This is a genomic window from Arthrobacter sp. EPSL27 (assembly GCF_001512305.1).
Lineage (GTDB): Bacteria > Actinomycetota > Actinomycetes > Actinomycetales > Micrococcaceae > Arthrobacter.
In genome coordinates, this window is sequence record NZ_LNUT01000004.1 from 1,268,997 (window position 1) to 1,289,962 (window position 20,966).

A 20,966-nucleotide genomic window follows, 5' to 3' on the forward strand; every position below is an offset into this window, starting at 1 on the left:
CCTAACTAGCAAGGGGTCTGCGGCGCGACAAAGATGAAACTGTTGCGAGAGGAGTCCTGCGATGAGCATTGTGGACAGCTTCGGTTCAAAAGGCAAACTTAATGTAGCCGGTACCGAATACGAAATTTTCCGGTTGAACTCCGTTGAAGGTGCAGAAAACCTTCCGTTCAGCCTCAAGGTATTGCTTGAAAACCTGTTGAGGACCGAGGACGGCGCCAACATCACGGCCGATCACGTCCGAGCACTGGCCGGCTGGGACCCCAGCGCCGAGCCCGACACTGAAATCCAGTTCACGCCGGCGCGCGTGATCATGCAGGACTTCACTGGCGTGCCCTGCGTTGTGGACCTCGCCACCATGCGTGAAGCAGTCAAGGAGCTCGGCGGTGACCCCAAGCGGGTCAACCCCCTGGCACCTGCCGAGATGGTGATCGACCACTCGGTGCAGATCGACGCCTTCGGCAACTCCGGCGCACTGGAGCGCAACATGGAGATCGAATACCAGCGCAACGGCGAGCGGTACCAGTTCCTGCGGTGGGGCCAGACGGCGTTTGACGACTTCAAGGTTGTCCCGCCGGGCACCGGCATCGTGCACCAGGTCAACATCGAGTACCTGGCACGCACTGTGATGACCCGCGAGGTGGACGGTGCGCTCCGCGCCTACCCGGACACCTGCGTCGGCACTGACTCGCACACCACCATGGTCAACGGCCTGGGCGTGCTGGGCTGGGGCGTCGGCGGCATCGAAGCCGAGGCGGCCATGCTGGGCCAGCCCGTCTCGATGCTCATTCCGCGCGTCGTGGGCTTCAAGCTCACCGGCTCCATCCCGGCCGGTGCCACCGCCACCGACGTGGTGCTCACCATCACCGAGCAGCTGCGCCAGCACGGTGTGGTCGGCAAGTTCGTCGAGTTCTACGGCGAGGGTGTTGCGGCTGTGCCGCTGGCCAACCGCGCCACCATCGGCAACATGAGCCCGGAGTTCGGCTCCACCGCCGCGATGTTCCCGATCGACGACGTCACCCTCGAATACCTGCGTCTCACCGGCCGGTCCGAAGAGAACGTTGCCCTCGTGGAGTCCTACGCGAAGGAACAGGGCCTCTGGCACGACCCGTCCCGGGAGATCAAGTTCTCCGAGTACCTCGAGCTGGACCTGTCCACGGTTGTTCCGTCGATCTCCGGCCCGAAGCGCCCGCAGGACCGCATCATCCTCTCCGAATCGAAGGCCCAGTTCCGCGAGGACCTGCGCAACTACGTGAAGGAAGACCTGGTGGACGGCAGCGTCGACGAGGCCATCGATGAGAGCTTCCCGGCCTCGGACGCCCCGTCCTTCACAGGCTCGGCAAGCCACCTCACGGACCAGGCCCCGCACGCGCACGGCCCGGCGTCGAACGGCCGCCCGTCCAACACGGTGAGCGTCACCACCGCGGACGGCCGCCAGTTCGAACTGGACCACGGCGCAGTGTCGATCGCCTCGATCACGTCCTGCACCAACACGTCCAACCCGTCCGTGATGCTGGCAGCCGCACTGCTGGCCCGCAACGCCGTCGACAAGGGCCTGACCTCGAAGCCGTGGGTCAAGACCTCCGTGGCTCCCGGTTCCAAGGTAGTCACCGACTACTACAACAAGTCGGGCCTGACCCCGTACCTGGAGAAGCTGGGCTTCTACATCGTGGGCTACGGCTGCGCCACCTGCATCGGTAACTCCGGCCCTCTCGACCCTGAAATCTCCGAGGCCATCCAGGCCAACGACCTTTCCGTCACCGCCGTGCTGTCCGGCAACCGCAACTTCGAAGGCCGGATCAACCCGGACGTGAAGATGAACTACCTGGCCTCCCCGCCGCTGGTCATCGCTTACGCCCTGGCCGGAACCATGGACTTCGACTTTGACACCGACGCCCTGGGCCAGGATGAAGCCGGCAACGACATCTTCCTGAAGGACATCTGGCCGAACCCGGCCGAGGTCCAGCAGGTCATCGATTCGTCGATCGACAAGGAAATGTTCGCCCGCGGCTACGACGGCGTCTTCGACGGTGACGAGCGCTGGAAGGCACTCGACACCCCCGCCGGCGACACGTTCGCCTGGGACGAGAAGTCCACGTACGTCCGGAAGCCCCCGTACTTCGAGGGCATGAAGGCGCAGCCGGAACCCGTCAAGGACATCACCGGCGCACGCGTGCTGCTGAAGCTCGGCGATTCCGTCACCACGGACCACATCTCGCCCGCCGGCTCCTTCAAGTCGGACACCCCGGCCGGGCAGTACCTGCTGGCCAACGGTGTGGAGCGCAAGGACTTCAACTCCTACGGCTCACGCCGTGGCAACCACGAGGTCATGATCCGCGGCACGTTCGCGAACATCCGCATCAAGAACCAGCTCCTGGACGGCGTGGAGGGCGGCTTTACCCGCGACTTCACCCAGACTGACGGCCCGCAGGCCTACGTCTACGACGCCGCGCAGAACTACCAGGCAGCCGGCACCCCGCTGGTGGTCCTGGCCGGCAAGGAGTACGGCTCCGGCTCGTCCCGTGACTGGGCTGCCAAGGGCACCGCGCTCCTGGGCGTCAAAGCAGTCGTGGCCGAGAGCTACGAGCGCATCCACCGCTCCAACCTGATCGGCATGGGCGTCCTGCCCCTGCAGTACCCGGCCGGCCAGAACGCGGCCAGCCTCGGGCTGACCGGCACGGAGACCTTCGCGGTTGAGGGCGTCACCGCCCTGAACGAAGGCACCACGCCGAAGACGCTCAAGGTCACCGCCACCGCCGAAGACGGCAAGGTCACGTCCTTCGACGCGGTCCTGCGCATCGACACCCCGGGCGAGGCGGACTACTACCGCAACGGCGGCATCCTGCAGTACGTGCTGCGCCAGATCTCCGCGAGCTAGCGCAGTACAAAGCAGTACAACGCGAAAGCCCCGGCCGGTCCCAGACCGTCCGGGGCTTTCCCGTGCCCTGCGCAGTCCGCCCGCGCCCCGGCAGCAGGGCGACTCCGGAGGCGTTAGAGTTAAAAGGCATGTCTACCACCCGAAGGAGGGGCCGTTGGGAATCTTGGAGACCATCCGGAATCCGCAGGACCTGAGCAAGTTGTCCGAGGCGCAGCTGGATCAGCTGGCAGCCGAGGTCAGGGAATTCCTGATCGGCAACGTGTCCCAGACGGGCGGGCACCTGGGCCCGAACCTCGGCGTCGTCGAGCTCACCATCGCGGTGCACCGGATCTTCGATTCCCCCCGCGACAGCATCGTCTTCGACACCGGCCACCAGTCGTATGTCCACAAGCTCCTCACCGGGCGCCAGGACTTCAGCACCCTGCGCCAGCAGGGCGGCCTGTCCGGCTACCCGGACCGCGCCGAATCCGAGCATGACATCGTGGAGAGCTCGCACGCCTCCTCCTCGCTGTCCTGGGCGGACGGGATCTCCCGTGCCCGGCAGCTGACCGGCGACGGTGACCGGTACGTCATCGCCGTCGTGGGCGACGGCGCCCTCACCGGCGGCATGGCCTGGGAGGCCATCAACAACATTGCCGCGGACAAGAAGCGCCGCGTGGTGATCGTCGTCAACGACAACGGCCGCTCCTACGCCCCCACCGTGGGCGGGTTCGCCGACTACCTCGCCTCGCTGCGCCCCACGATCGATTCCTTCCGCGCCGCGCCCGGCTACGAGGGCACCCTGGACTGGTGGCGGCGGAAACTGCAGAACGGCGGCCCCGCCGGCCAGTTCACGTACCGCAGCCTGCACGCCATGAAGAAGGGCGTGAAGGACTGGTGGGCCCCGCAAGGCATGTTCGAGGACCTCGGCATGAAATACATCGGCCCGGTGGACGGCCACGACCTCCAGGCCATGGAGCACGCCCTGTCTACGGCCAAGAACTACGCCGGTCCCGTGATTGTGCATGCCATGACCGAGAAGGGCCACGGCTACGCGCCGGCCCGCGCCCATGAAGCGGACCAGTTCCACGCCGTCGGGATCATCGACCCGGAGACCGGTGAACCCACCGAGGCCGGCGGCGCCAAGTCCTGGACGTCGGTGTTCGCCGACGAGATCGCCGACATCGCGGACGAGCGCAAGGACATTGTCGGCATTACCGGCGCCATGCTGATCCCCGTGGGGCTGCACAAGTTCGCCGCCCGGCACCCGGAGCGGGTGTTCGACGTCGGCATCGCCGAACAGCACGCCCTCACCTCCGCCGCCGGCATGGCCTTCGGCGGGCTGCACCCCGTCGTCGCGGTCTACGCGACCTTCCTGAACCGCGCCTTCGACCAGCTGCTGATGGACGTCGCCCTGCACAAGGCGGGCGTCACCATCGTCCTGGACCGTGCCGGTGTCACCGGGCCCGACGGCGCCAGCCACCACGGCATGTGGGACATGGCCATGGTGCAGATCGTGCCCGGCCTGCACCTGGCCGCGCCGCGCGACGCCACCCGGCTGCGCGAGGAACTCCGCGAAGCCGTCGCCATCGAGGACGCCCCCAGCGTGATCCGTTACTCCAAAGGCACCGTGGGGGCCGAAGTGGAGGCCCTCGAGCGGCTCAGCGACGGAGTGGACGTGCTGGCCCGCCGCCCGGCCGGCTCCAGCGACAACGACGTGCTGATCGTCAGCGTCGGGGCGATGTCCGAACTCGCCCTTGACGTCTCGAACCGCCTCGGCGCCCAAGGCATCAGCTCCACGGTGGTGGACCCGCGCTGGGTCCTCCCGGTGCCGCAGTCCGTCGTCGCCCTTGCCTCGCACCACCGCCTCGTCATCTGCATCGAGGACGGCGTCCGCGCCGGCGGCGTCGGGTCCCGGATCCGGCAGGAGATGCGCGCCGCCGGGGTGGACACCGCCCTCAACGAGGTGGGCCTGCCCGTGGAGTTCCTGGTCCACGGCTCCCGCAACCAGGTGCTGGAGCGGGTGGGCCTGACCGCGCAGCAGATCACGCACGACGTCGTGGCCCAGGTCCTGGGGACCAAGGTGCCCTTCGCCCGGCCCCTCCCGGGCCAGGAGCATCCCAGCACCGGCAGCCTGCCGATTCTGTGAGGACCCCCGACGGCCTGACCCCGGGCGACCTGGTGGTCGCCCGGAACCGGAAATGGAACGGCAAGGCCCACTGGGTGGTGCCCGGAACGTATCTCGGCGAGGACGCCCACGGCTGGTGGATCTTCCAGGGCACCAACGAGTTCTGCTCCCGCCCGGGCGCGGCGTTCTACGCCGAATCCGACGCCGTGCTGCTGGTCCCGCGCACGGGCGAGTACGTGGCCACCTTCTACGACGACGCCCACCCCGCCGGTGTGCAGGTCTACGTGGACCTGGCGACGGACCACGCCTGGACCACCATCCGGCCCGGCGTCACCGAGTTCCACCTGATCGACATGGACCTGGACGTCATCCGCACCGAGGACCGCGGCGTCTACGTCGACGATGAGGACGAGTTTGCCGAGCACCGGATCGAGATGGACTACCCCGCAGAGGTGGTGTACCGGATCACCGCTGCGTCGGATCATCTTTACCAGGCCGTCAAGGCACAACAGCCACCGTTCGACGGCGCAGACCGCGAATGGTTCACGAGAGGACGGGCATGAGCGGAATTATCCGGGTCTACAAACGGGACGACGACGGCACCCTGCGGTTCAGGGAAGCCTGGATTGACGAGGAGTTCAACGAATTCGTCATGAACCACGGCGTCGTGGGGCACCAGAGCACCACGGAGGAGACCGACGCCGTCGACGCCGACGCCGCGGAGCGGCTCATGGACGCCTTCGCCGGGCAGTGCGCCGAGGACGGGTACGCCGAAATCCCGGACGAGGAGCAGTTCTGGGTAGTGGCCCAGTACGCCCTCAAAACCAAGGACGGGACCAGCCGTGACCGGTACCTCGAGGAAAAAGCCAAGGACGCCCTGATCAGCCACCTGGCGTGGCGCGGCCTCGGCATCGTGGACCGCTCCGAATTCTCCGACGCCAAGCTCAACATCTTCATCCTCACCCCGGACGTGAACAAAACGGTGAACGCCGTCAAGGTCTGCATCCGCGGCGAGGACCTGGACTTCACCAAGCTGAGCATCGGGGCCGCGGCCTTCGGCGAGGACACCTTCAAGCTCAAGCACTCGCCGAAGCAGGCCAACAGCTTCACGCTTTAGGCAACACCTGCAAGGAGCCGGGCACGGCTCACAACAGTTTGGGGGCAACCGACTGGAAGGCAACGCCATGACGCGCAAATCCCCTCAACCAGGCAGCACCCCGCTCCCGGCCGGCCTGGCCGCCCCGGCGCGCAGGTCCCTCGCCCACGCGGGGGTGGAAACCCTCGAGCATCTCGTGCAGCTGGGCCGGCGCCGGCTTGCCGGGATGCACGGGATCTGCCCGCGGACCCTGGCCCAGCTTGAGGATGCCCTGGACGAACGCGGCCTGGAACTGCCCGCGGGCTGACCCGCGAGGGCAGGCCTGCGGGCGTTGCCTGCGGCCGCGGCCTGCGGCGGGACGCGGCGGCGGGGCGTTATAGGCTGAACCCCATGACTGAATACCGACGCGTAGGAAATTCCGGACTGACCGTCTCCGTCGTAGGGCTGGGCTGCAACAACCTTGGCCGGTCCAATACGGCCACCGAGTCGCAGGAGGGGACCGACGCCGTCGTCCATGCCGCCCTGGACTCCGGCATCACCTTCTTCGACGTCGCGGACACCTACGGCAAAGAGCCGGGCCTCAGCGAGACCATGCTGGGCAAAGCCCTCCAGGGCCGCCGCGACGACGCCGTGATCGGCACCAAGTTCGGGATGGACATGCGCGGGGCCAACGGCAACGACTTCGGCGCCCGCGGCTCCCGCCGGTACATCGTCAAAGCCGCCGAGGCCTCGCTGCGCAGGCTCGGAACGGACTGGATCGACCTCTACCAGTTCCACACCCCGGACCCGCTCACCCCGATCGACGAGACCCTCGACGCCCTCGACGAGCTGGTCACCAGCGGCAAGGTCCGCTACATCGGCCACTCCAACCGCGCCGGCTGGCAGATCGCCGAGGCCGAGTTCGTGGCCCGTGCCCGCGGGGGAGCCCGCTTCATCTCCAGCCAGAACCACTACAACCTGCTGGACCGCCGGGCCGAACAGGAGGTCACGCCGGCCGCCGAAGCCTACGGCCTGGGCGTCCTGCCATACTTCCCGCTGGCCAACGGCTTGCTCACCGGCAAGTACGCCAAGGACACCGCGCCCGCGGGGTCGCGCCTCAGCCACACCCGCACCAACCTGGTCCACGACGCCGACTGGGACCAGCTGGGCGCGTTCAGCGCCTTCGCCGCCGACCGCGGCCTCAACGAGATCCAGGTGGCGTTCTCCTGGCTCGCGGCCCAGCCCTCCGTCAGCAGCGTCATCGCCGGCGCCACCCGGCCCGAACAGGTCCGCCAGAACGCCGCGGCCGTCGCCTGGATCCCCACCGCAGCGGAACGTGCCGAGCTGGACGACCTCTTCCCGCGCACGCCGAAGGTCGCACTGTTCTGAGCGCGGCGACACCCGGCGCCCCGGCTGCCGGATACCGGATCCTGATGGACGTCGACACCGGGATCGACGACGCCCTGGCCCTTGTCTACCTGCTGTCCCGGCCCGAGGTCCACCTGCAGGCCATCACCTGCACCGCCGGGAACGTCGGCGCCCGCCAGGTGGCGCTCAACAACCTGGCGCTGCTGGAGCTGTGCGGCCGGTCCGGCGTCGAGGTCGCCGTCGGCGCCGAGGTGCCGCTGGAAATCCCGCTGGTCACCACCGAAGAGACACACGGGCCGCAGGGGATCGGCTACGCCGAACTGCCGCCGCCGGCGCAGCGGATCTCGCCGCGCCACGCCGTCGACGTCTGGGTGGAGGAAGTCCGGGCGCACCCGGGGGAGATCACCGGGCTGATCACCGGGCCGCTGACCAACTTTGCCCTCGCCCTTCGCCGCGAACCGGAACTGCCGCGGCTGCTGAAGGGCCTGGTGATCATGGGCGGGAGCTTCTACTACCAGGGCAACACCACGCCCACCGCGGAATGGAACGTCTCGGTGGACCCGCACGCGGCCAAAGAGGTCTTCGCCGCGTACCGGGGCCTGCCGGAGGACAAACTGCCGCTGGTATGCGCCCTGGAGACGACGGAGCGGATCGAGATGCTGCCCGAGCACCTCCGGCGCCTCGGCGACGCCGCAGGGGCAGGTCCCGAACTGGTCCTGCCGGAGCAGGCCGAGGGCCTCCGCAGCACCTCCGCCAGCCCGCTCGTGGCCTGCCTGTCGGATGCCATCAGGTTCTACATGGAATTCCACCGGCTCTACGACCAGGGCTACGTCGCCCACATGCACGACGCCTTCGCGGCCTGCGCCGCCGTCGGACGCACCCCTTTCACGGCCCGCCCCGCCACGGTCGACGTCGAAACCGGGTCGCCGCTGCTGATCGGCACCACGGTGGCGGACTTCCGCGGCCTCTGGGGACTGCCGCCCAACGCCCGGATCGTCGCCTCCAACGACCCGGAGCAGTGTTTCGAAGAGCTGATTTCCTCGGTGGGGGCACTGGCCCGGGAGCGCATGTCCGCCGGAACGCCCGCCACTGGTTAGGATGGTAGCTGCGCCGAGGTGACATAGGCGGATGTTGCAGCCCCCACCAAAGGACCATCCCCATGTCACAGCAGCCCCTGACCCTCCCTGCCACCGGCCCGGGCGACGGCTCCGCCGCCGGCAGGCCCGCCGGCACAACTACAGCACAGCGCAACCGCCGCCTGCTGGAACTCGCCGGTGCCGCAGCGATCGCGGCCACCTACCTCTTCCTGGTCCTTACCCAGCCCGCGGACATCGCCAACGGCCCGGCCAGCGCGGCCGCGCTTGTGGCCCTCGGCGGGTTCCTGCTCGGCGCCATCCTGCTGGTGGCCGCGGCGCTTCCGGTCCTCCCCACGTCCACGCTGGTCCTGATGCCGGTGGCCCTGGTCCTGAACGTGGTCCTGGGCCAGCTCATGGGCACCACCGGGCTGCCGTTCTATCTCGACGCCATCGGCACCGTCCTGATCGCGGTCCTTGCCGGGCCCGCCGCGGGTGCCGCCACGGGCGCGCTCAGCACCATCGTCTGGTCCTTCTTCAACCCAACCGTGCTGCCCTTCGCTGCCGGGGCCGCGCTGATCGGCTTCCTCGCCGGCCTTGCCGCCCGGTCCGGCCTGTTCCGCCGGTTCTACCTCGCGCCCGTGGCCGGCTTCGTCACCGGCATCCTTGCCGGCGTCGTGTCCGCCCCGATCGCGGCGTTCGTCTTCGGCGGCACCGCGGGCCTCGGCACCGGCGCGGTGGTCAGCGCCTTCCGCGCCATGGGCGACACCCTCCTCGCTGCCATCACCAAGCAGGCACTGATCTCGGACCCCATGGACAAGGCCATCGTCTTCGCCATCGCCGCCCTTCTGGTCTACGCCCTGCCGCGCCGCACCACCTTCCAGTTCGCGTTCGTCCGGCGCTTCCGGGTGCTGGCGGGCAAGACCCCGGCAGTCACGCCGGACGCCTGATCCGGACACCTGATCCGTACGCCGCCCCGGAAGCCTGGCCGCATGCCCGCACCCCTTCATCCGCTGACGTCGCTGACCGCTGCCTGCTGCACCGCGGCAGTCACGACGGCGGCGGGCAGCTGGCCGCTGTCTGTGGCGGTCTCCGCCGCGGCCGCGGTGCTGGCCGTGCGGGCCGGCGCCGGCCGCCGCGTCCTCACCGCGGCCGCAGCGGTCCTGCTGCCGCTGGGGTTGTCGCTGCTGATGCTGCATGGCCTCTTCTTCCCGGAGGGCCGCACCGTGCTGGCGGCCTGGGGCCCGGCGCGGGTGACGGCGGAGGGGCTGGCTTTCGCCCTGGAAGCGGGCACGCGCACGGGCGCCTGCGTGCTGGTGCTGCTCCTCTTCTCCTTTACCGTCAGCGCCCCGGACCTCGTCGCCGCGCTTAACGTCCGCGGGCTGCCGCCGCAGTTCAGTTTCGTCCTCGCGTCCGCGCTGACGCTGCTGCCGGCCGTGGCCGGCAGGCTCGGCGCCATCCGCACGGCCCAGGAATCCCGCGGGCTGGTGCTTGGCGGCGGCGCGCTGGCCCGGCTGGCCGCGGTGCGGGTGCAGATGGTGCCGCTGGTCCTTGGCCTCCTCGAAGAGTCCGGGCACCGGGCCCAGGCCCTGGAAGCCCGCGGCTTTGGCCGCCCGGGCCCCCGCACCAGCTACCGCGAGGTGCCGGATCCGCCCGCGCAGCGCCGGCTCCGGGCCGTGCTGCTGGTGCTCGCCGCCGCGGCCGTGGCCCTCCGGCTTGGAGCCTCGTGGCCGGCCGCGGGGCTGCTGTGACAGGCGCAGGCCCGGCCGCCGCCGTCGGGACCCACGACATGCTGGCTGCCCGCATCAACAGCTTCAGCTTCCATGGCGATGCGGCCCCCGCGCTGCGGAACGTGGAGTTCGGCGTCCGTGCCGGCACACTGACCGCCGTCCTGGGCGGGTCCGGCAGCGGCAAGACCACCCTCGGCAAGCTGCTGGCCGGCTGGCATCGGCCCGGACACTCCGGAACGCTGGCCGGGTGGCTTGAGCTGGCCGGCGAGCGGCTGGAGTTCCGCGGCGGCGGGGATGATCCCCGGATCAATCCCGCCGGCTGGTCGGACCGGGTGGGTTACGTGCCGCAGGATGCGGCCGCCATGCTCAGCACGGTGCGCTCCACCGTCGCCGAGGAACTTGCCTTCGGCCTCGAAAACCGCGGCACGCCGCGGCCTGACATGCTCCGGGAGGTCGGGCGCATCGCGGACCTGACCGGGCTGGCGGCTTTCCTGGACCGCGACCCCGCCACCCTGTCCGGCGGGGAACTGCGGCGCCTCGCCATAGCTTGCGCAGTGATCACTGAACCGCAGGTGCTGGTGCTGGACGAACCGCTGGCCTCCCTCGACGCCGCCGGAGTGATCGTGGTCCGGGACCTCATCGCCCGGCTCACCAAAGCGGGGACCGCCGTCGTGGTGCTCAGCCAGTCAGCCGACGGGCTGGCCCGCTCCGCAGCGCGCTGGCTGGTCCTCGACGGCGGCACCGCTGCCGCCGGCGGCCGGCCCCGGGAGCTGCTCCGGTCACCGGAGCTCGCCCGGAGCGGAGTCGTGCTCCACGCGGTCACCCACACCGCGCCGGCCGTCCGGGCAGGCCTGCCCGCAGGTGCTGCGCCGGTGCTGGAGCTGGACGGTCTGGGCTTCTGCTATCCCGGGGCGGGCGGCGCCGCGGGGGAGCGGCCGCTGCTGCGGGATCTGCACCTGCGGGTGCGGCCGGGGGAAGTCGTGGCGATCACCGGTCCCAACGGGGCCGGCAAGTCCACGCTGCTGCGCCACCTCAACGGGCTGCTGCAGCCGCTGGCCGGCGAGGTCCGTGTCCAGGGGCGGAGCATTGCCAGCCTTCCCACGGGCCGGGTGGCCGCTGCGGTGGGGCTGCTCTTCCAGCACCCCCGGGACCAGCTTTTCGAGCGGACGGTGCTGCGGGAGGTGGGCTTCGGCCTGCGCAGGCTGCGGGGCAGGGAAGCCGGCGCCGCCGCGGACGCCGCCCTGGACGCCGTCGGGCTGTCCGGGGAAGCGGGCACGCACCCGGCGGAGCTGCCGGCGTCGAAACAGCGGCTGCTGGCCCTCGCCACTGCCCTGGCCCGCCGCCCGGCCGTCCTCGCCCTCGACGAGCCCACGGTGGGGCTGGACCGGCACGGCCTGGCGGTCCTGCGCCGGGCCATCGACGCCGAGGTTGCGCGGGGCGCCGCCGTGATACTGGTCACCCACGACCCCCTCTTCGCCAGCTCCACGGCACACCGCGTCCTGGTGCTTGAGGGCGGGGCGCTGCGGGAGCCCTGATTCCCGCCGGGAGGGGGCTTGCGGCCCTACCGGCCCGCATCCCCGGGGCCCAGCATGGGGCCATGAACGCCCCAGCAGAAGCCACCGGACCGGCCGCCATGCCGGCCGTCCTGAAGATTGCAGCCGGCATCTGGCTGCTTCTCGGGGGAATCGGAACAGTGTGGACGCTGATGGGTCTGCTGATGGTGCTGGCCTTCGGCGGAATGGTCGCCCCGGCGACGTACCTCCCGGCGCTGGCGCTTTACCTGGCCAGCGGAGCCGTTTTCGTCACGGGTCTTGTCCTGGCCGCGCTCCTGCGGCGCGGGGCGCGGTGGGCACGCATCGTCCTGACGGCACTGGCGGTGATTCTTCCGGCGCTCCTGTTCGTCCGCGGCCGGCCGTCCGTGGGCGAGGTTCCCTGGCAGCAGGTCCTGCTGTCGCCTGTGGGCGGGGCAGGTCTTGCCGCCGTGGCCGCAACGGTACTGATGTGGCTGCCGCCGTCCAACAGATTCTTTGCCCTGCGGGCGGTAAGCCTGGCCGAAACACCGGCTGCCTCCAGGCCAGGCGGCATGCCACAACCCGTGGCGGCAGCGGCTTGGATCCTGCTGGTGGCCGGCATCGTCGCCGCCCTTCAGGCCGCGCTGGGGCTGGCGCTCCTTGCCGGATTTTGGGATCCGTCCGTGAACGGTATTCCGGCGCTGGTGCTGTGGCTTACTCTCGCGGCGGTGGCGGTTGCCGACATCGCCTGCGCCCGGGAAGTCCGGCGGGGAAAGCCGTTTGTCCGCCCCCTGGTGACGATCATCCCTCCGGCCGGCCTCGGCCTCATCGGGCTGGCCGCGGTGGCCGGCACTTTGTCACTGGACCCCGGCAACCCGCCGGCCCCGGGCGGGCTGGGTGCGGCCGTTCTTCTCGCGGTTCTGACGCAGGGCCTTCCGCTCATCGCCGGCCTGGTGGCCGCCGTCCTCGTCTGGCTCCCCGCGTCAGGACCGCACTTCCGCACGGGCGGCGAGGCCGTTCCGGCGGCGCCGGCAGGACCCGGCCAGGCAGCGCTGCCGCCCGCACCCGGCTAGGGCGCGGGCCGCGGGACGCTTGCGGCGGAGTCCGGCTGGCAGGGGGCTTGCGGCCCTACCCGGTCCGCGCCGCGTACCCAAGCATCGAGGCATGGACTCACCAACAGGCACTGCCACGAACGCCACCAGTCCGGCTGTCCTGTTCATTTCGTCTGCGATCTGGCTTGTTCTCGGGGTACTCGGAACCCTCTGGTCGCTGGTGCGGCTGCTGCTGGTCATGGTCATGGGCGGCATGCTGGGGCCGGAGACGTATCTCGCCACGCTGGCGCTCTACCTGGCCAGCGGTGCTGTGTTCGTGGGCTGCATCGTCTTCGCCGGCCTCCTGGGGCGCGGCCGAAGGCTGGCACGCCTCTTCCTGTCGGCGTATGTGGTGATCCTGCCGGCCCTGTTTTCGACCCCCTCTTACCTGGGCGGCACGGCGTCCGACGGCGGGATGCCCTCGGTGGGGGTGCCGTGGCGGGACGCGCTGCTCTCTCCCGCCGGGGCGGCCGTTCTGCTCGCGGCCGCCGCCACGGTGCTGATGTGGCTGCCGCCGGCGAACGCGTACATCTCGCGCGGTGGTGCGGCCAGGCTGGAAGATGGCGGATCCGGGCCCGGATCCGGCCGCGTGCCTTCCGCCGTGACGGCAGCGGCCTGGATCCTGGTTGTCTCCGGGATTGTCGCCGCTCTGGAGGCAGCGTTTGGCCTGCTCCTGGAGAGAGAGTATCGGCTCGGCTGCCAATACGACTCCGGCGCTGCTACTGTTTCTGACCCTTGCCGTGGTTGCTGTGGTGAACCTCGCCTGCGCCCGGGGGGTCCGGCGCGGACGGCGGTACGTCCGCCCTGTTGTCACCGTTGTCCCCGTCGCTGGGCTGGTCCTTGTAGTGCTGGCGACGGTCACCCAAGTGTCGGCCGTACCGGCGGGGAGCCCCTGGGCCGCGGGCGGGCCGGGGGCGGCGATCCTGCTGACGATTTTTTCCCAGGGGCTGCCCGTCCTCGGTGGCCTGGCCGCTGCGGGGCTCGTCTGGCTTCCCTCATCACGCAGATATTTCCGTCAGAGCGCCGACGTTCTGCCGGCCGGCACCGGAGGAACATGACACGGCAGTGCCCCCGCCCGCACTCGCCAGGAGTGCGGGCGGGGGCACTGATTGCCCCGCTCAGGCGGCAGGTTCGGACGCCACCCCGGGGGCCAGAAACTTCTTGCCGTTGACCCGTTCGGAGGCCCCCACCCGGTCAAGGTAGGGGGTAATGCCGCCGAGGAACATCGGCCAGCCCGCGCCGAGGATCATGCACAGGTCGATGTCCTCCGGCCCGGCCACGACGCCCTCCTCGAGCATCAGGCCGATCTCTTCGGCCAGGGCGTCCTGCGTGCGGCGCAGCACCTCCCCGCCGGTGGAGGGCGTGCTGCCGAAGGACATCAGCGCCAGCGTCTCGGCCGGGATCTCCGGGCGGCCGGCCTTGACCGACGCCGGATCCCAGATGGACTTGACGCCGTTGTCGATCAGGGCCTGCAGGTTCGCAGATACCGGGAAGCGGTCGCCGAAGGCGGCGTGCAGGGATTCCTGGACGTGCTGGGCCACCGGCAGCCCCACCATGGCGCCCAGCGTGAACGGCGTCATCGGCAGGCCCATCGGACGCAGCGCGTTGTCTGCCACCTCCGCAGGGGTGCCCTCATCGAACGCCGCCGTCACTTCGCCCATAAGACGCAGCAGGAGCCGGTTCACCACAAACGCGGGGGCGTCCTTGACCAGCACGGCGGACTTCTTGAGGCCCTTGGCGAGCTCGAACGCGGTGGCCAGCACCGAGTCGTCTGTCTTGGGTGCCCGGACGATTTCGAGCAGCGGCATCACGGCCACCGGGTTGAAGAAGTGGAAGCCCACCAGCCGCTCGGGATTCTGCAGGTCCGCGGCCATGGCAGTCACGGACAGCGAGGACGTGTTGGTGGCGAGGATGCACTCGGGCGAAACGATCGCCTCGACCTCCTTGAACACCTGCTTCTTGACGTTGAGCTCCTCAAAGACGGCCTCGATCACGAAGTCGGCGTCCGCGAAGGCTTCCTTGGAGACCGAGCCGCTGACCAGGGCCTTGGTCCGGTTGGCGGCGTCGGCGCTGATCCGCTTCTTCGCCAGCAGCTTGTCCACCTCGGCGTGCACGTAGCCCACGCCCTTGTCCACGCGCGCCTCGTCGATGTCGGTCATCACCACGGGGACCTTGAGCTGGCGGGCGAAGAGGAGGGCCAGCTGACTGGCCATCAGGCCGGCGCCCACGACGCCGATCTTGGTCACGGGCCGGGCGAGCTTGCGGTCCGGGGCGCCGGCCGGGCGCTTGGACCGGCGCTGGACGAGGTCCAGGAAGGCGTAGACGGTGGACCGGAATTCGTCGGTCTGCATAAGGTCCGCGAGGGTCTCGCATTCCAGCTCCGCGGACTGGGCCTGCGTCATGGTCCGGTTGGCCTCCATCACGTCCAGCACCTTGGCCGGGGCGGGGGAGGCGTTGGAGGTCTTGGCCTCGACGAAGGCACGGCCCGCAGCGACGGCTCCGGCCCAGCGTTCGGCGACGTCCGCAGCGGCGGCGTCGACCGCGTTGGCGCGCTCCGGGGTGACCGCGCCCGCGATCACCCGGGACGCCCACGCGACGGACTGCTCCACGAAGTCGGCCGGCTCGAACATGGCGTCGGCGACGCCGAGTTCGTAGGCCTGCGGGCCGGTCAGGGTGCGGTTGTTGCTCAGCGGGTTCTCGATCATCACCTTGACGGCGTTCTCGGGCCCGATCAGCCGCGGCAGGATGTAGACGCCGCCCCAGCCCGGGACCAGCCCGATGAAGGCCTCCGGCAGGGCAAGTGCCCCGGCGCCGGTGGAGACGGTGCGGTACGTGGACTGCAGGGCGATCTCGAGGCCGCCGCCCAGGGCCAGGCCGTTGATGAACGCGAAGCTGGGCACACCCAGGTTTGCCAGGGTGGAGTACACGTCGTGGCCGAGCTGGGCCATCCAGAGGCCCTGTTCGCGGCCGCTGACCGACTTCACCGTGGACAGGTCCGCGCCGGCCACCAGGAAGTACGGCTTGCCGGTGACGCCGACGCCAACGATCTCGCCGCGCGCCGCGCGGTCCCGCAGGCCCTCGAGCACCGTGCCGAGCTCGATCAGGGTGTTGGGGCCCAGTGTGGTCGGTTTGGAGTGGTCCAGGCCGTTGTCCAGCGTGACCAGGGCGAACGTGCCCGGACTGGTGCCGTTGACGGCGGGCAGCTGGATGTCCTGGACGTACGAGTGGGTCACCGTTTCAGTCGGAAACAGTTCGGCAAGTTTGTGGAAATCGGCGGCGCTCATGCTGCGGCTCCAGTCTCGGTGGTGGTGGTGTAGTCGGCGTGGTGCGGGTTTTCCCAGATGACGGTGGCGCCCATGCCCAGGCCGATGCACATGGTGGTCATGCCGTAGCGGACACTGGGGTCCTCCTCGAACTGGCGGGCCAGCTGGTTCATCAGGCGCACGCCGGAGGACGCGAGCGGGTGTCCGACGGCGATCGCCCCGCCGTAGCGGTTCACCCGGGGGTCGTCGTCGGCGATGCCGAAGTGGTCCAGGAAGCTGAGGACCTGCACGGCGAAGGCCTCGTTGATCTCGAAGAGGCCGATGTCGTCGATGCCGAGCCCTGCGTTTGCGAGGGCCTTTTCGGTGGCCGGGACCGGGCCGATGCCCATGACCTCGGGCTCGACGCCGGCGAACGCGTAGCTGACCAGGCGCATCTTGACCGGCAGGCCGAGTTCCTCGGCGGCGTCGGCGGAGGCCAGCAGCGCCGCGGTGGCGCCGTCGTTGAGGCCGGCGGCGTTGCCGGCCGTGACCCGTCCGTGGGCCCGGAAGGGGGTCTTGAGACCGGCGAGGTCCTCGACCGAGGTACCCGGGCGCGGCGGCTCGTCCACCGTGTTCACCGTCCAGCCCTGGCCCGGTTTCATGGTGGCGACAGGCACCAGGTCCGGCTGGATCTGGTCCTTGGCGTAGGCGGCTGCCAGCTTGTCCTGCGAGGCCACGGCGTAGGCGTCCGTGCGGTCCTTGGTGATGGCCGGGAAGCGGTCGTGCAGGTTCTCGGCGGTGTTGCCCATGTTGAGGGCGGCCGGGTCAACGATCCGTTCGGACATAAAACGCGGGTTCGGGTCCGCGCCGGCTCCCATGGGGTGGTTGCCCATGTGCTCCACGCCGCCGGCGATAACGACGTCGTAGGCGCCGAAGCCGATGCCGCTCGCCGTCGTGGTCACGGCGGTCATGGCGCCGGCGCACATCCGGTCGATCGCGAAGCCGGGAACGGTCCGCGGCAGCCCGGCCAGCAGGGCGGCGGTACGGCCGATGGTGAGGCCCTGGTCCCCGCTCTGGGTGGTGGCAGCGATGGCCACCTCGTCGATCCTTTCGGCGGGCAGCGACGGGTTGCGGCGCATCAGTTCGCGGATGCACTTGACCACGAGGTCGTCGGCGCGCGTTCCCGCGTAAATGCCCTTCTCGCCGGCGCGGCCGAACGGCGTGCGGACGCCGTCTACGAAGACGACCTCGCGCACGGCGCGGGGACTTGCGGTGCGGGGACCCGCGCTGCGGGATTCGGTGCGGCTGGTGGTCCCGCCACTGGGATTTCCGCTACTCGGCTGCTGGCTCACGTCGTACTCCTCATCGAGACATGGGTGCCGGGGCCGTGCTGTCCGGGCGCAAGAGCGCCGGGCAGCACGGATCCGGGCGACATCAGACAACATGTTACTCGCCGGTAACATAGCTGGCAAGGAGTGATCAGAAGAACAGCGCGGCCGCGTCGCGGAAGGAAACGGGCGCCGGGGAAAAGCCCTGCCGGGCCGCTAGTGCGACGTATCGCCCGCCGGGCCGGCAGGCGCGGCGGGCGCCGCCTTCGTTTCCTTGGCAGGCAGCGGCTGGGGGTTCCGGAAGGCCTCGGCGATCAGGGGAGCGGCGAGCTCTATCTGCCACTGGCGGGCACCCAAATTGGCCAGTTCCTCCGCAATACCCTCCTCGCTGATCTCGGCCGGCGGCCGCCAGGCGACGCGGCGGAGGTAGTCGGGTGTCAGCAGGTTCTCGACCGGCATGTTGAGTTCCTCCGCTTTGGCCTGCAGAAGCGGCCGCGCGGTGGCCAGCCGGCCTGCGGCCTCCGGGTCCCGGTCCGCCCAGACGCGCGGCGGCGGGGGAGCGTTGGTGGGCAGGTGGAGGGGCGGGAGGTCCTCAAGGGCACGGGCGGTGCTGATGCACCGCAGCCAGCGGGGCGCCTCGCGCTGGGCGGCGCGGCCGTGGAAACCCTTGGTGCCCAGCAGCTGCGGCACGGTGGTGGGCATGGCCTTGGCGGCGGCCACCAGAGCGGAATCAGGGATCAGCCGGCCGGGCGCGACGTCGCGCTTCTGCGCCAGCGAGTCCCGCTCCAGCCACAGCTCGCGGACCGCAGCCAGCTGGCGCCGGTCGCGGATCTGGTGCAGACCCGAGGTCTTGCGCCACGGGTCGACGCGCGGCGGCGCCTGCCCGGCCTCGAGGAGGGCAGCGAACTCCTGCTCCGCGAAGTCCAGCTTGCCGTCGGCAACGAGGAGTTCAATGAGCTCCTCACGCAGCTCGGTGAGGACCTCGACGTCGAGCGCGGCGTACCGCAGCCAGGGCTCCGGCAGGGGCCGGGTGGACCAGTCCGCCGCGGAATGTTCCTTGGCGAGGCCGAAGCCTAGGAGCTGTTCGATGACGGCGGCGAGGCCCACCCGCGGAAGGCCGGCAAGCCGGGCCGCCAGTTCGGTGTCGAAGAGTTTGTCCGGCCACATGCCGAGTTCGGACAGGCACGGCAGGTCCTGGCTGGCTGCGTGCAGGATCCATTCCACCCCGCGCAGGGCGTCGTTGATGATGGCCAGGTTGCCGAAGGGCTCGGGGTCGATCAGCCAGGTGCCGGATCCTTCACGGCGGATCTGGACCAGGAACGCCCGCTGGCCGTACCGGAAGCCGGAGGCGCGCTCGGCGTCGACGCCGGCGGGTCCGTGCCCCGCGGCGAGGGCCGCGGCGCAGCGTTCCAGGCCGGACTGGGTTTCAATGACGAGCGGCACACCGTCGCGCGGGGCGTCGAGGTCGATCACCTCAGGGACCAGGCTGTCGAACCCGTCCACTGCGATGTGGGCGGTGGTGTCAGCGGCCTCCGGCGTGGTTGGCACTGTGGTGGCGGCCGCGCCCGCGGTGGCGATTTCCGGAATATGAGGGCTCATGATGACTTCAGTTTAGCGACAACACGGTGTTCCGGGCCGCGCAATGGCCAAAACGGGCCCGGGAGGTTCCGCACACCGGGCCCGGCTCAGGCCTTCCCGCGGCGCCAGCGCGGCAGGGGAGTGACGCCGTCGGGCAGCGGCGGAAGGCCGGCGAAGGTGCACACCATGTCCGACCAGGCTTCAAGGTGCGAGGTGATGTCCGGGGTGGCCGGAGTCCAGGACGCCCGGAGCTCAATGTCGATGGAGTCGGGCCGGTCGGAGAGGGTCCCGAAGCTTTCGGACAGGACCCGGGTGGCCGTGCCGCCGGCCGAACGGTAGGGGGCGGCATGGTCCTGCAGGGCCTCCACCAGCCAGGTCCACGCCACTGAGCCGAGCATCTGGTCGTTGCCCATTTCCGGTTCCAGCTGCGCGCGGATGTAGGTGACAATCCGGAACTCGCCCTCCCAGACGGCCGAGCCGTCCGGATCATGCAGCAGGATGAAGCGGCCGGTGGCCAGTTCGACGTCGTCGCCGCCGGACGCGCGGGCCAGGGCTGCGGCGGCGGGGCCGTGGACGGCGCCGGAAGCCGGCTCGCCGGGGGCCACAACCTCGGCCCCGAGGGCGACGGCGAACGGTGCCAGCCGTGCCGGAGCCGGAATCTCCTCGAGGCGCAGCTCACTGCGGGTCCGTGCCTGCCGCAGGGTCCCCAAGGCAAAAAGGAAATCTGCCGGAACCTGATCGAGTGCGTTCACAATGGAAGATTATGCACGGGGCAGCCCCCGGACCGGCAGGCTCGCCGCCGGGCCGGGGACGCCGTCGACGGATCAGCCGGCCGCGAGCTCGCGCTTGATGGCCGCGATGAAGGAATCAACATCATCCTCGGTGGTGTCGAAGGAGCACATCCAGCGGACCTCGCGGGCCGCCTCGTTCCAGTCGTAGAAGCGGAAGGACTGCCGCAGCCGGTCGGCCACCCCGGCCGGAAGGATGGCGAACACGCCGTTGGACTCGGTCTTCTGGCTCAGTTCGATCCCGGGGATGGATTCGACGCCGGCGCGCAGGCGGGACGCCATGGCGTTGGCATGCGCTGCCGAACGCAGCCACAGGTCGCCTTCCAAGAGGGCGATGAACTGGGCGGACATGAACCGCATCTTGGAGGCCAGCTGCATGTTCATCTTGCGCAGGTACACCAGCCCCTGGGCCGCGGAGGGGTTCAGGGCGATGACGACCTCGCCGAAGAGCAGGCCGTTCTTGGTGCCGCCGAAGGACAGGATGTCCACACCGGCGTCGCGGGTGAAGGCCCGCAGCGGCACGTTCAGATGCGCGGCGGCGTTGGCCAGCCGGGCGCCGTCCATGTGCAGCTTCATGCCCTTGGCATGGACATGCTCCGCGATGGCCCGGACTTCCTCGGGTGTGTAGCAGGTGCCCAGTTCGGTGGTCTGGGTGATGGAGACGGCCAGCGGCTGGGCGCGGTGCTCATCTCCCCAGCCCCAGGCCTCCCTGTCGATCAGCTCGGGGGTGAGCTTGCCGTCCTCCGTGGGGACCTGGAGCAGCTTGATGCCGCCGATCCGCTCCGGGGCGCCGTTCTCGTCCATGTTGATGTGCGCGGTGGAGGCGCACACCACGGCGCCCCAGCGGGGCAGCAGGGACTGCAGCGAGAGCACGTTGGCGCCGGTGCCGTTGAAGACCGGGAAGCATTCGATGCCTTCGCCGAAGTGCTCCTCCATCAGCTGCTGCAGCCGGGCGGTGTAGTCGTCCTCGCCGTAGGAGACCTGGTGGCCCTCGTTGGCCGCGGCCAGGGCTGCCAGCACCTCCGGGTGGACGCCTGAGTAGTTGTCCGAGGCGAAGCCGCGGACGGAAGGGTCATGGAGCCGCGCCGTGGTTCCGGCGGGGGCAGTTTCAACTGTGCTTGTCATGGATTTGCTCACACTTTCAGTCTAAGGAGGTCCCGGCCCCACAGCTAAGCCCGGCGTGGTGCGGTGCCGGTATCG

At 70.0% G+C, this 20,966-nt stretch carries 16 protein-coding genes; 11 read left to right on the forward strand and 5 right to left on the reverse strand.

Features of this window, described 5'->3' with window-relative positions; translation table 11 throughout:
• Window positions 1-61 precede the first annotated feature (61 nt).
• From AR539_RS10300 to AR539_RS10350, 11 genes are all read left to right on the forward strand, one after another.
• Window positions 62-2,875 carry an aconitate hydratase gene (locus AR539_RS10300; RefSeq protein ID WP_066435800.1) on the forward strand — a complete coding sequence of 938 codons (2,814 nt, stop codon included), beginning with the start codon at window positions 62-64 and terminating at the stop codon, window positions 2,873-2,875.
• A gap of 154 nt (window positions 2,876-3,029) precedes the next feature.
• A complete protein-coding gene (dxs, locus tag AR539_RS10305; protein WP_066435802.1) occupies window positions 3,030-5,003 on the forward strand; it encodes a 1-deoxy-D-xylulose-5-phosphate synthase in 1,974 nt (657 codons plus the stop codon).
• Window positions 5,000-5,545, forward strand: a complete 546-nt coding sequence (locus tag AR539_RS10310; protein WP_066435804.1) for a DUF402 domain-containing protein — start codon at window positions 5,000-5,002, stop codon at window positions 5,543-5,545. The genes dxs and AR539_RS10310 overlap by 4 nt, the downstream gene beginning before the upstream one ends.
• The gene (locus AR539_RS10315; RefSeq protein WP_066435806.1) at window positions 5,542-6,099 is read left to right on the forward strand and encodes a hypothetical protein; all 558 of its coding nucleotides are present in this window, start codon (window positions 5,542-5,544) and stop codon (window positions 6,097-6,099) included. The genes AR539_RS10310 and AR539_RS10315 overlap by 4 nt, the downstream gene beginning before the upstream one ends.
• A gap of 67 nt (window positions 6,100-6,166) precedes the next feature.
• Entirely contained in the window at window positions 6,167-6,385 is a 219-nt protein-coding gene (locus tag AR539_RS10320; RefSeq protein WP_066435810.1) for a hypothetical protein, read from the forward strand.
• Between the two features lie 83 nt (window positions 6,386-6,468).
• On the forward strand, window positions 6,469-7,446 hold the full coding sequence (locus AR539_RS10325) for an aldo/keto reductase (RefSeq protein WP_066435813.1): 978 nt from the start codon (window positions 6,469-6,471) through the stop codon (window positions 7,444-7,446).
• A gap of 44 nt (window positions 7,447-7,490) precedes the next feature.
• The gene (locus tag AR539_RS10330; RefSeq protein ID WP_066435815.1) at window positions 7,491-8,522 is read left to right on the forward strand and encodes a nucleoside hydrolase; all 1,032 of its coding nucleotides are present in this window, start codon (window positions 7,491-7,493) and stop codon (window positions 8,520-8,522) included.
• A gap of 62 nt (window positions 8,523-8,584) precedes the next feature.
• The gene (locus AR539_RS10335) at window positions 8,585-9,448 is read left to right on the forward strand and encodes a glycosyl transferase family 9 (protein ID WP_082699293.1); all 864 of its coding nucleotides are present in this window, start codon (window positions 8,585-8,587) and stop codon (window positions 9,446-9,448) included.
• A gap of 42 nt (window positions 9,449-9,490) precedes the next feature.
• Window positions 9,491-10,249, forward strand: coding sequence for an energy-coupling factor transporter transmembrane component T (locus AR539_RS10340; RefSeq protein ID WP_066435817.1), 759 nt, complete (start codon window positions 9,491-9,493; stop codon window positions 10,247-10,249).
• Window positions 10,250-10,287: 38 nt separating this feature from the next.
• The gene (locus AR539_RS10345; protein ID WP_066436465.1) at window positions 10,288-11,763 is read left to right on the forward strand and encodes an ABC transporter ATP-binding protein; all 1,476 of its coding nucleotides are present in this window, start codon (window positions 10,288-10,290) and stop codon (window positions 11,761-11,763) included.
• Window positions 11,764-11,825: 62 nt separating this feature from the next.
• Entirely contained in the window at window positions 11,826-12,812 is a 987-nt protein-coding gene (locus AR539_RS10350) for a hypothetical protein (RefSeq protein WP_157360968.1), read from the forward strand.
• Between the two features lie 1,136 nt (window positions 12,813-13,948).
• On the opposite strand, the gene AR539_RS10360 is transcribed toward AR539_RS10350, so the two are convergent.
• The 5 genes from AR539_RS10360 to AR539_RS10380 form a co-directional block, all read right to left on the reverse strand.
• Entirely contained in the window at window positions 13,949-16,114 is a 2,166-nt protein-coding gene (locus AR539_RS10360) for a 3-hydroxyacyl-CoA dehydrogenase NAD-binding domain-containing protein (protein ID WP_066435824.1), read from the reverse strand.
• Window positions 16,111-17,328 carry a thiolase family protein gene (locus AR539_RS10365; RefSeq protein WP_066436468.1) on the reverse strand — a complete coding sequence of 406 codons (1,218 nt, stop codon included), beginning with the start codon at window positions 17,326-17,328 and terminating at the stop codon, window positions 16,111-16,113. Before AR539_RS10365 ends, AR539_RS10360 begins: the two co-directional genes overlap by 4 nt.
• A 288-nt stretch (window positions 17,329-17,616) precedes the next feature.
• Complete coding sequence (locus tag AR539_RS10370; RefSeq protein ID WP_066435827.1) at window positions 17,617-18,999, reverse strand: HRDC domain-containing protein; 1,383 nt, start codon at window positions 18,997-18,999, stop codon at window positions 17,617-17,619.
• Window positions 19,000-19,085: 86 nt separating this feature from the next.
• Entirely contained in the window at window positions 19,086-19,733 is a 648-nt protein-coding gene (locus AR539_RS10375; RefSeq protein WP_066435829.1) for a DUF3000 domain-containing protein, read from the reverse strand.
• A 69-nt stretch (window positions 19,734-19,802) separates the two neighbouring features.
• Window positions 19,803-20,891 carry a threonine aldolase family protein gene (locus AR539_RS10380; protein WP_066436471.1) on the reverse strand — a complete coding sequence of 363 codons (1,089 nt, stop codon included), beginning with the start codon at window positions 20,889-20,891 and terminating at the stop codon, window positions 19,803-19,805.
• Window positions 20,892-20,966: the final 75 nt, after the last annotated feature.

What these genes read in the sequence shown, in the direction of transcription:
- AR539_RS10360 (WP_066435824.1), bottom strand. Translation starts at nt 16,114, where the DNA reads ATGAGCGCCGCCGATTTCCACAAACTTGCCGAACTGTTTCCGACTGAA.
- AR539_RS10380 (WP_066436471.1), bottom strand. Translation starts at nt 20,891, where the DNA reads ATGACAAGCACAGTTGAAACTGCCCCCGCCGGAACCACGGCGCGGCTC.
- AR539_RS10325 (WP_066435813.1), top strand. Translation starts at nt 6,469, where the DNA reads ATGACTGAATACCGACGCGTAGGAAATTCCGGACTGACCGTCTCCGTC.
- AR539_RS10370 (WP_066435827.1), bottom strand. Translation starts at nt 18,999, where the DNA reads ATGAGCCCTCATATTCCGGAAATCGCCACCGCGGGCGCGGCCGCCACC.
- AR539_RS10320 (WP_066435810.1), top strand. Translation starts at nt 6,167, where the DNA reads ATGACGCGCAAATCCCCTCAACCAGGCAGCACCCCGCTCCCGGCCGGC.
- AR539_RS10350 (WP_157360968.1), top strand. Translation starts at nt 11,826, where the DNA reads ATGAACGCCCCAGCAGAAGCCACCGGACCGGCCGCCATGCCGGCCGTC.
- AR539_RS10300 (WP_066435800.1), top strand. Translation starts at nt 62, where the DNA reads ATGAGCATTGTGGACAGCTTCGGTTCAAAAGGCAAACTTAATGTAGCC.
- AR539_RS10335 (WP_082699293.1), top strand. Translation starts at nt 8,585, where the DNA reads ATGTCACAGCAGCCCCTGACCCTCCCTGCCACCGGCCCGGGCGACGGC.
- AR539_RS10315 (WP_066435806.1), top strand. Translation starts at nt 5,542, where the DNA reads ATGAGCGGAATTATCCGGGTCTACAAACGGGACGACGACGGCACCCTG.
- AR539_RS10330 (WP_066435815.1), top strand. Translation starts at nt 7,491, where the DNA reads ATGGACGTCGACACCGGGATCGACGACGCCCTGGCCCTTGTCTACCTG.
- AR539_RS10345 (WP_066436465.1), top strand. Translation starts at nt 10,288, where the DNA reads ATGCTGGCTGCCCGCATCAACAGCTTCAGCTTCCATGGCGATGCGGCC.
- AR539_RS10340 (WP_066435817.1), top strand. Translation starts at nt 9,491, where the DNA reads ATGCCCGCACCCCTTCATCCGCTGACGTCGCTGACCGCTGCCTGCTGC.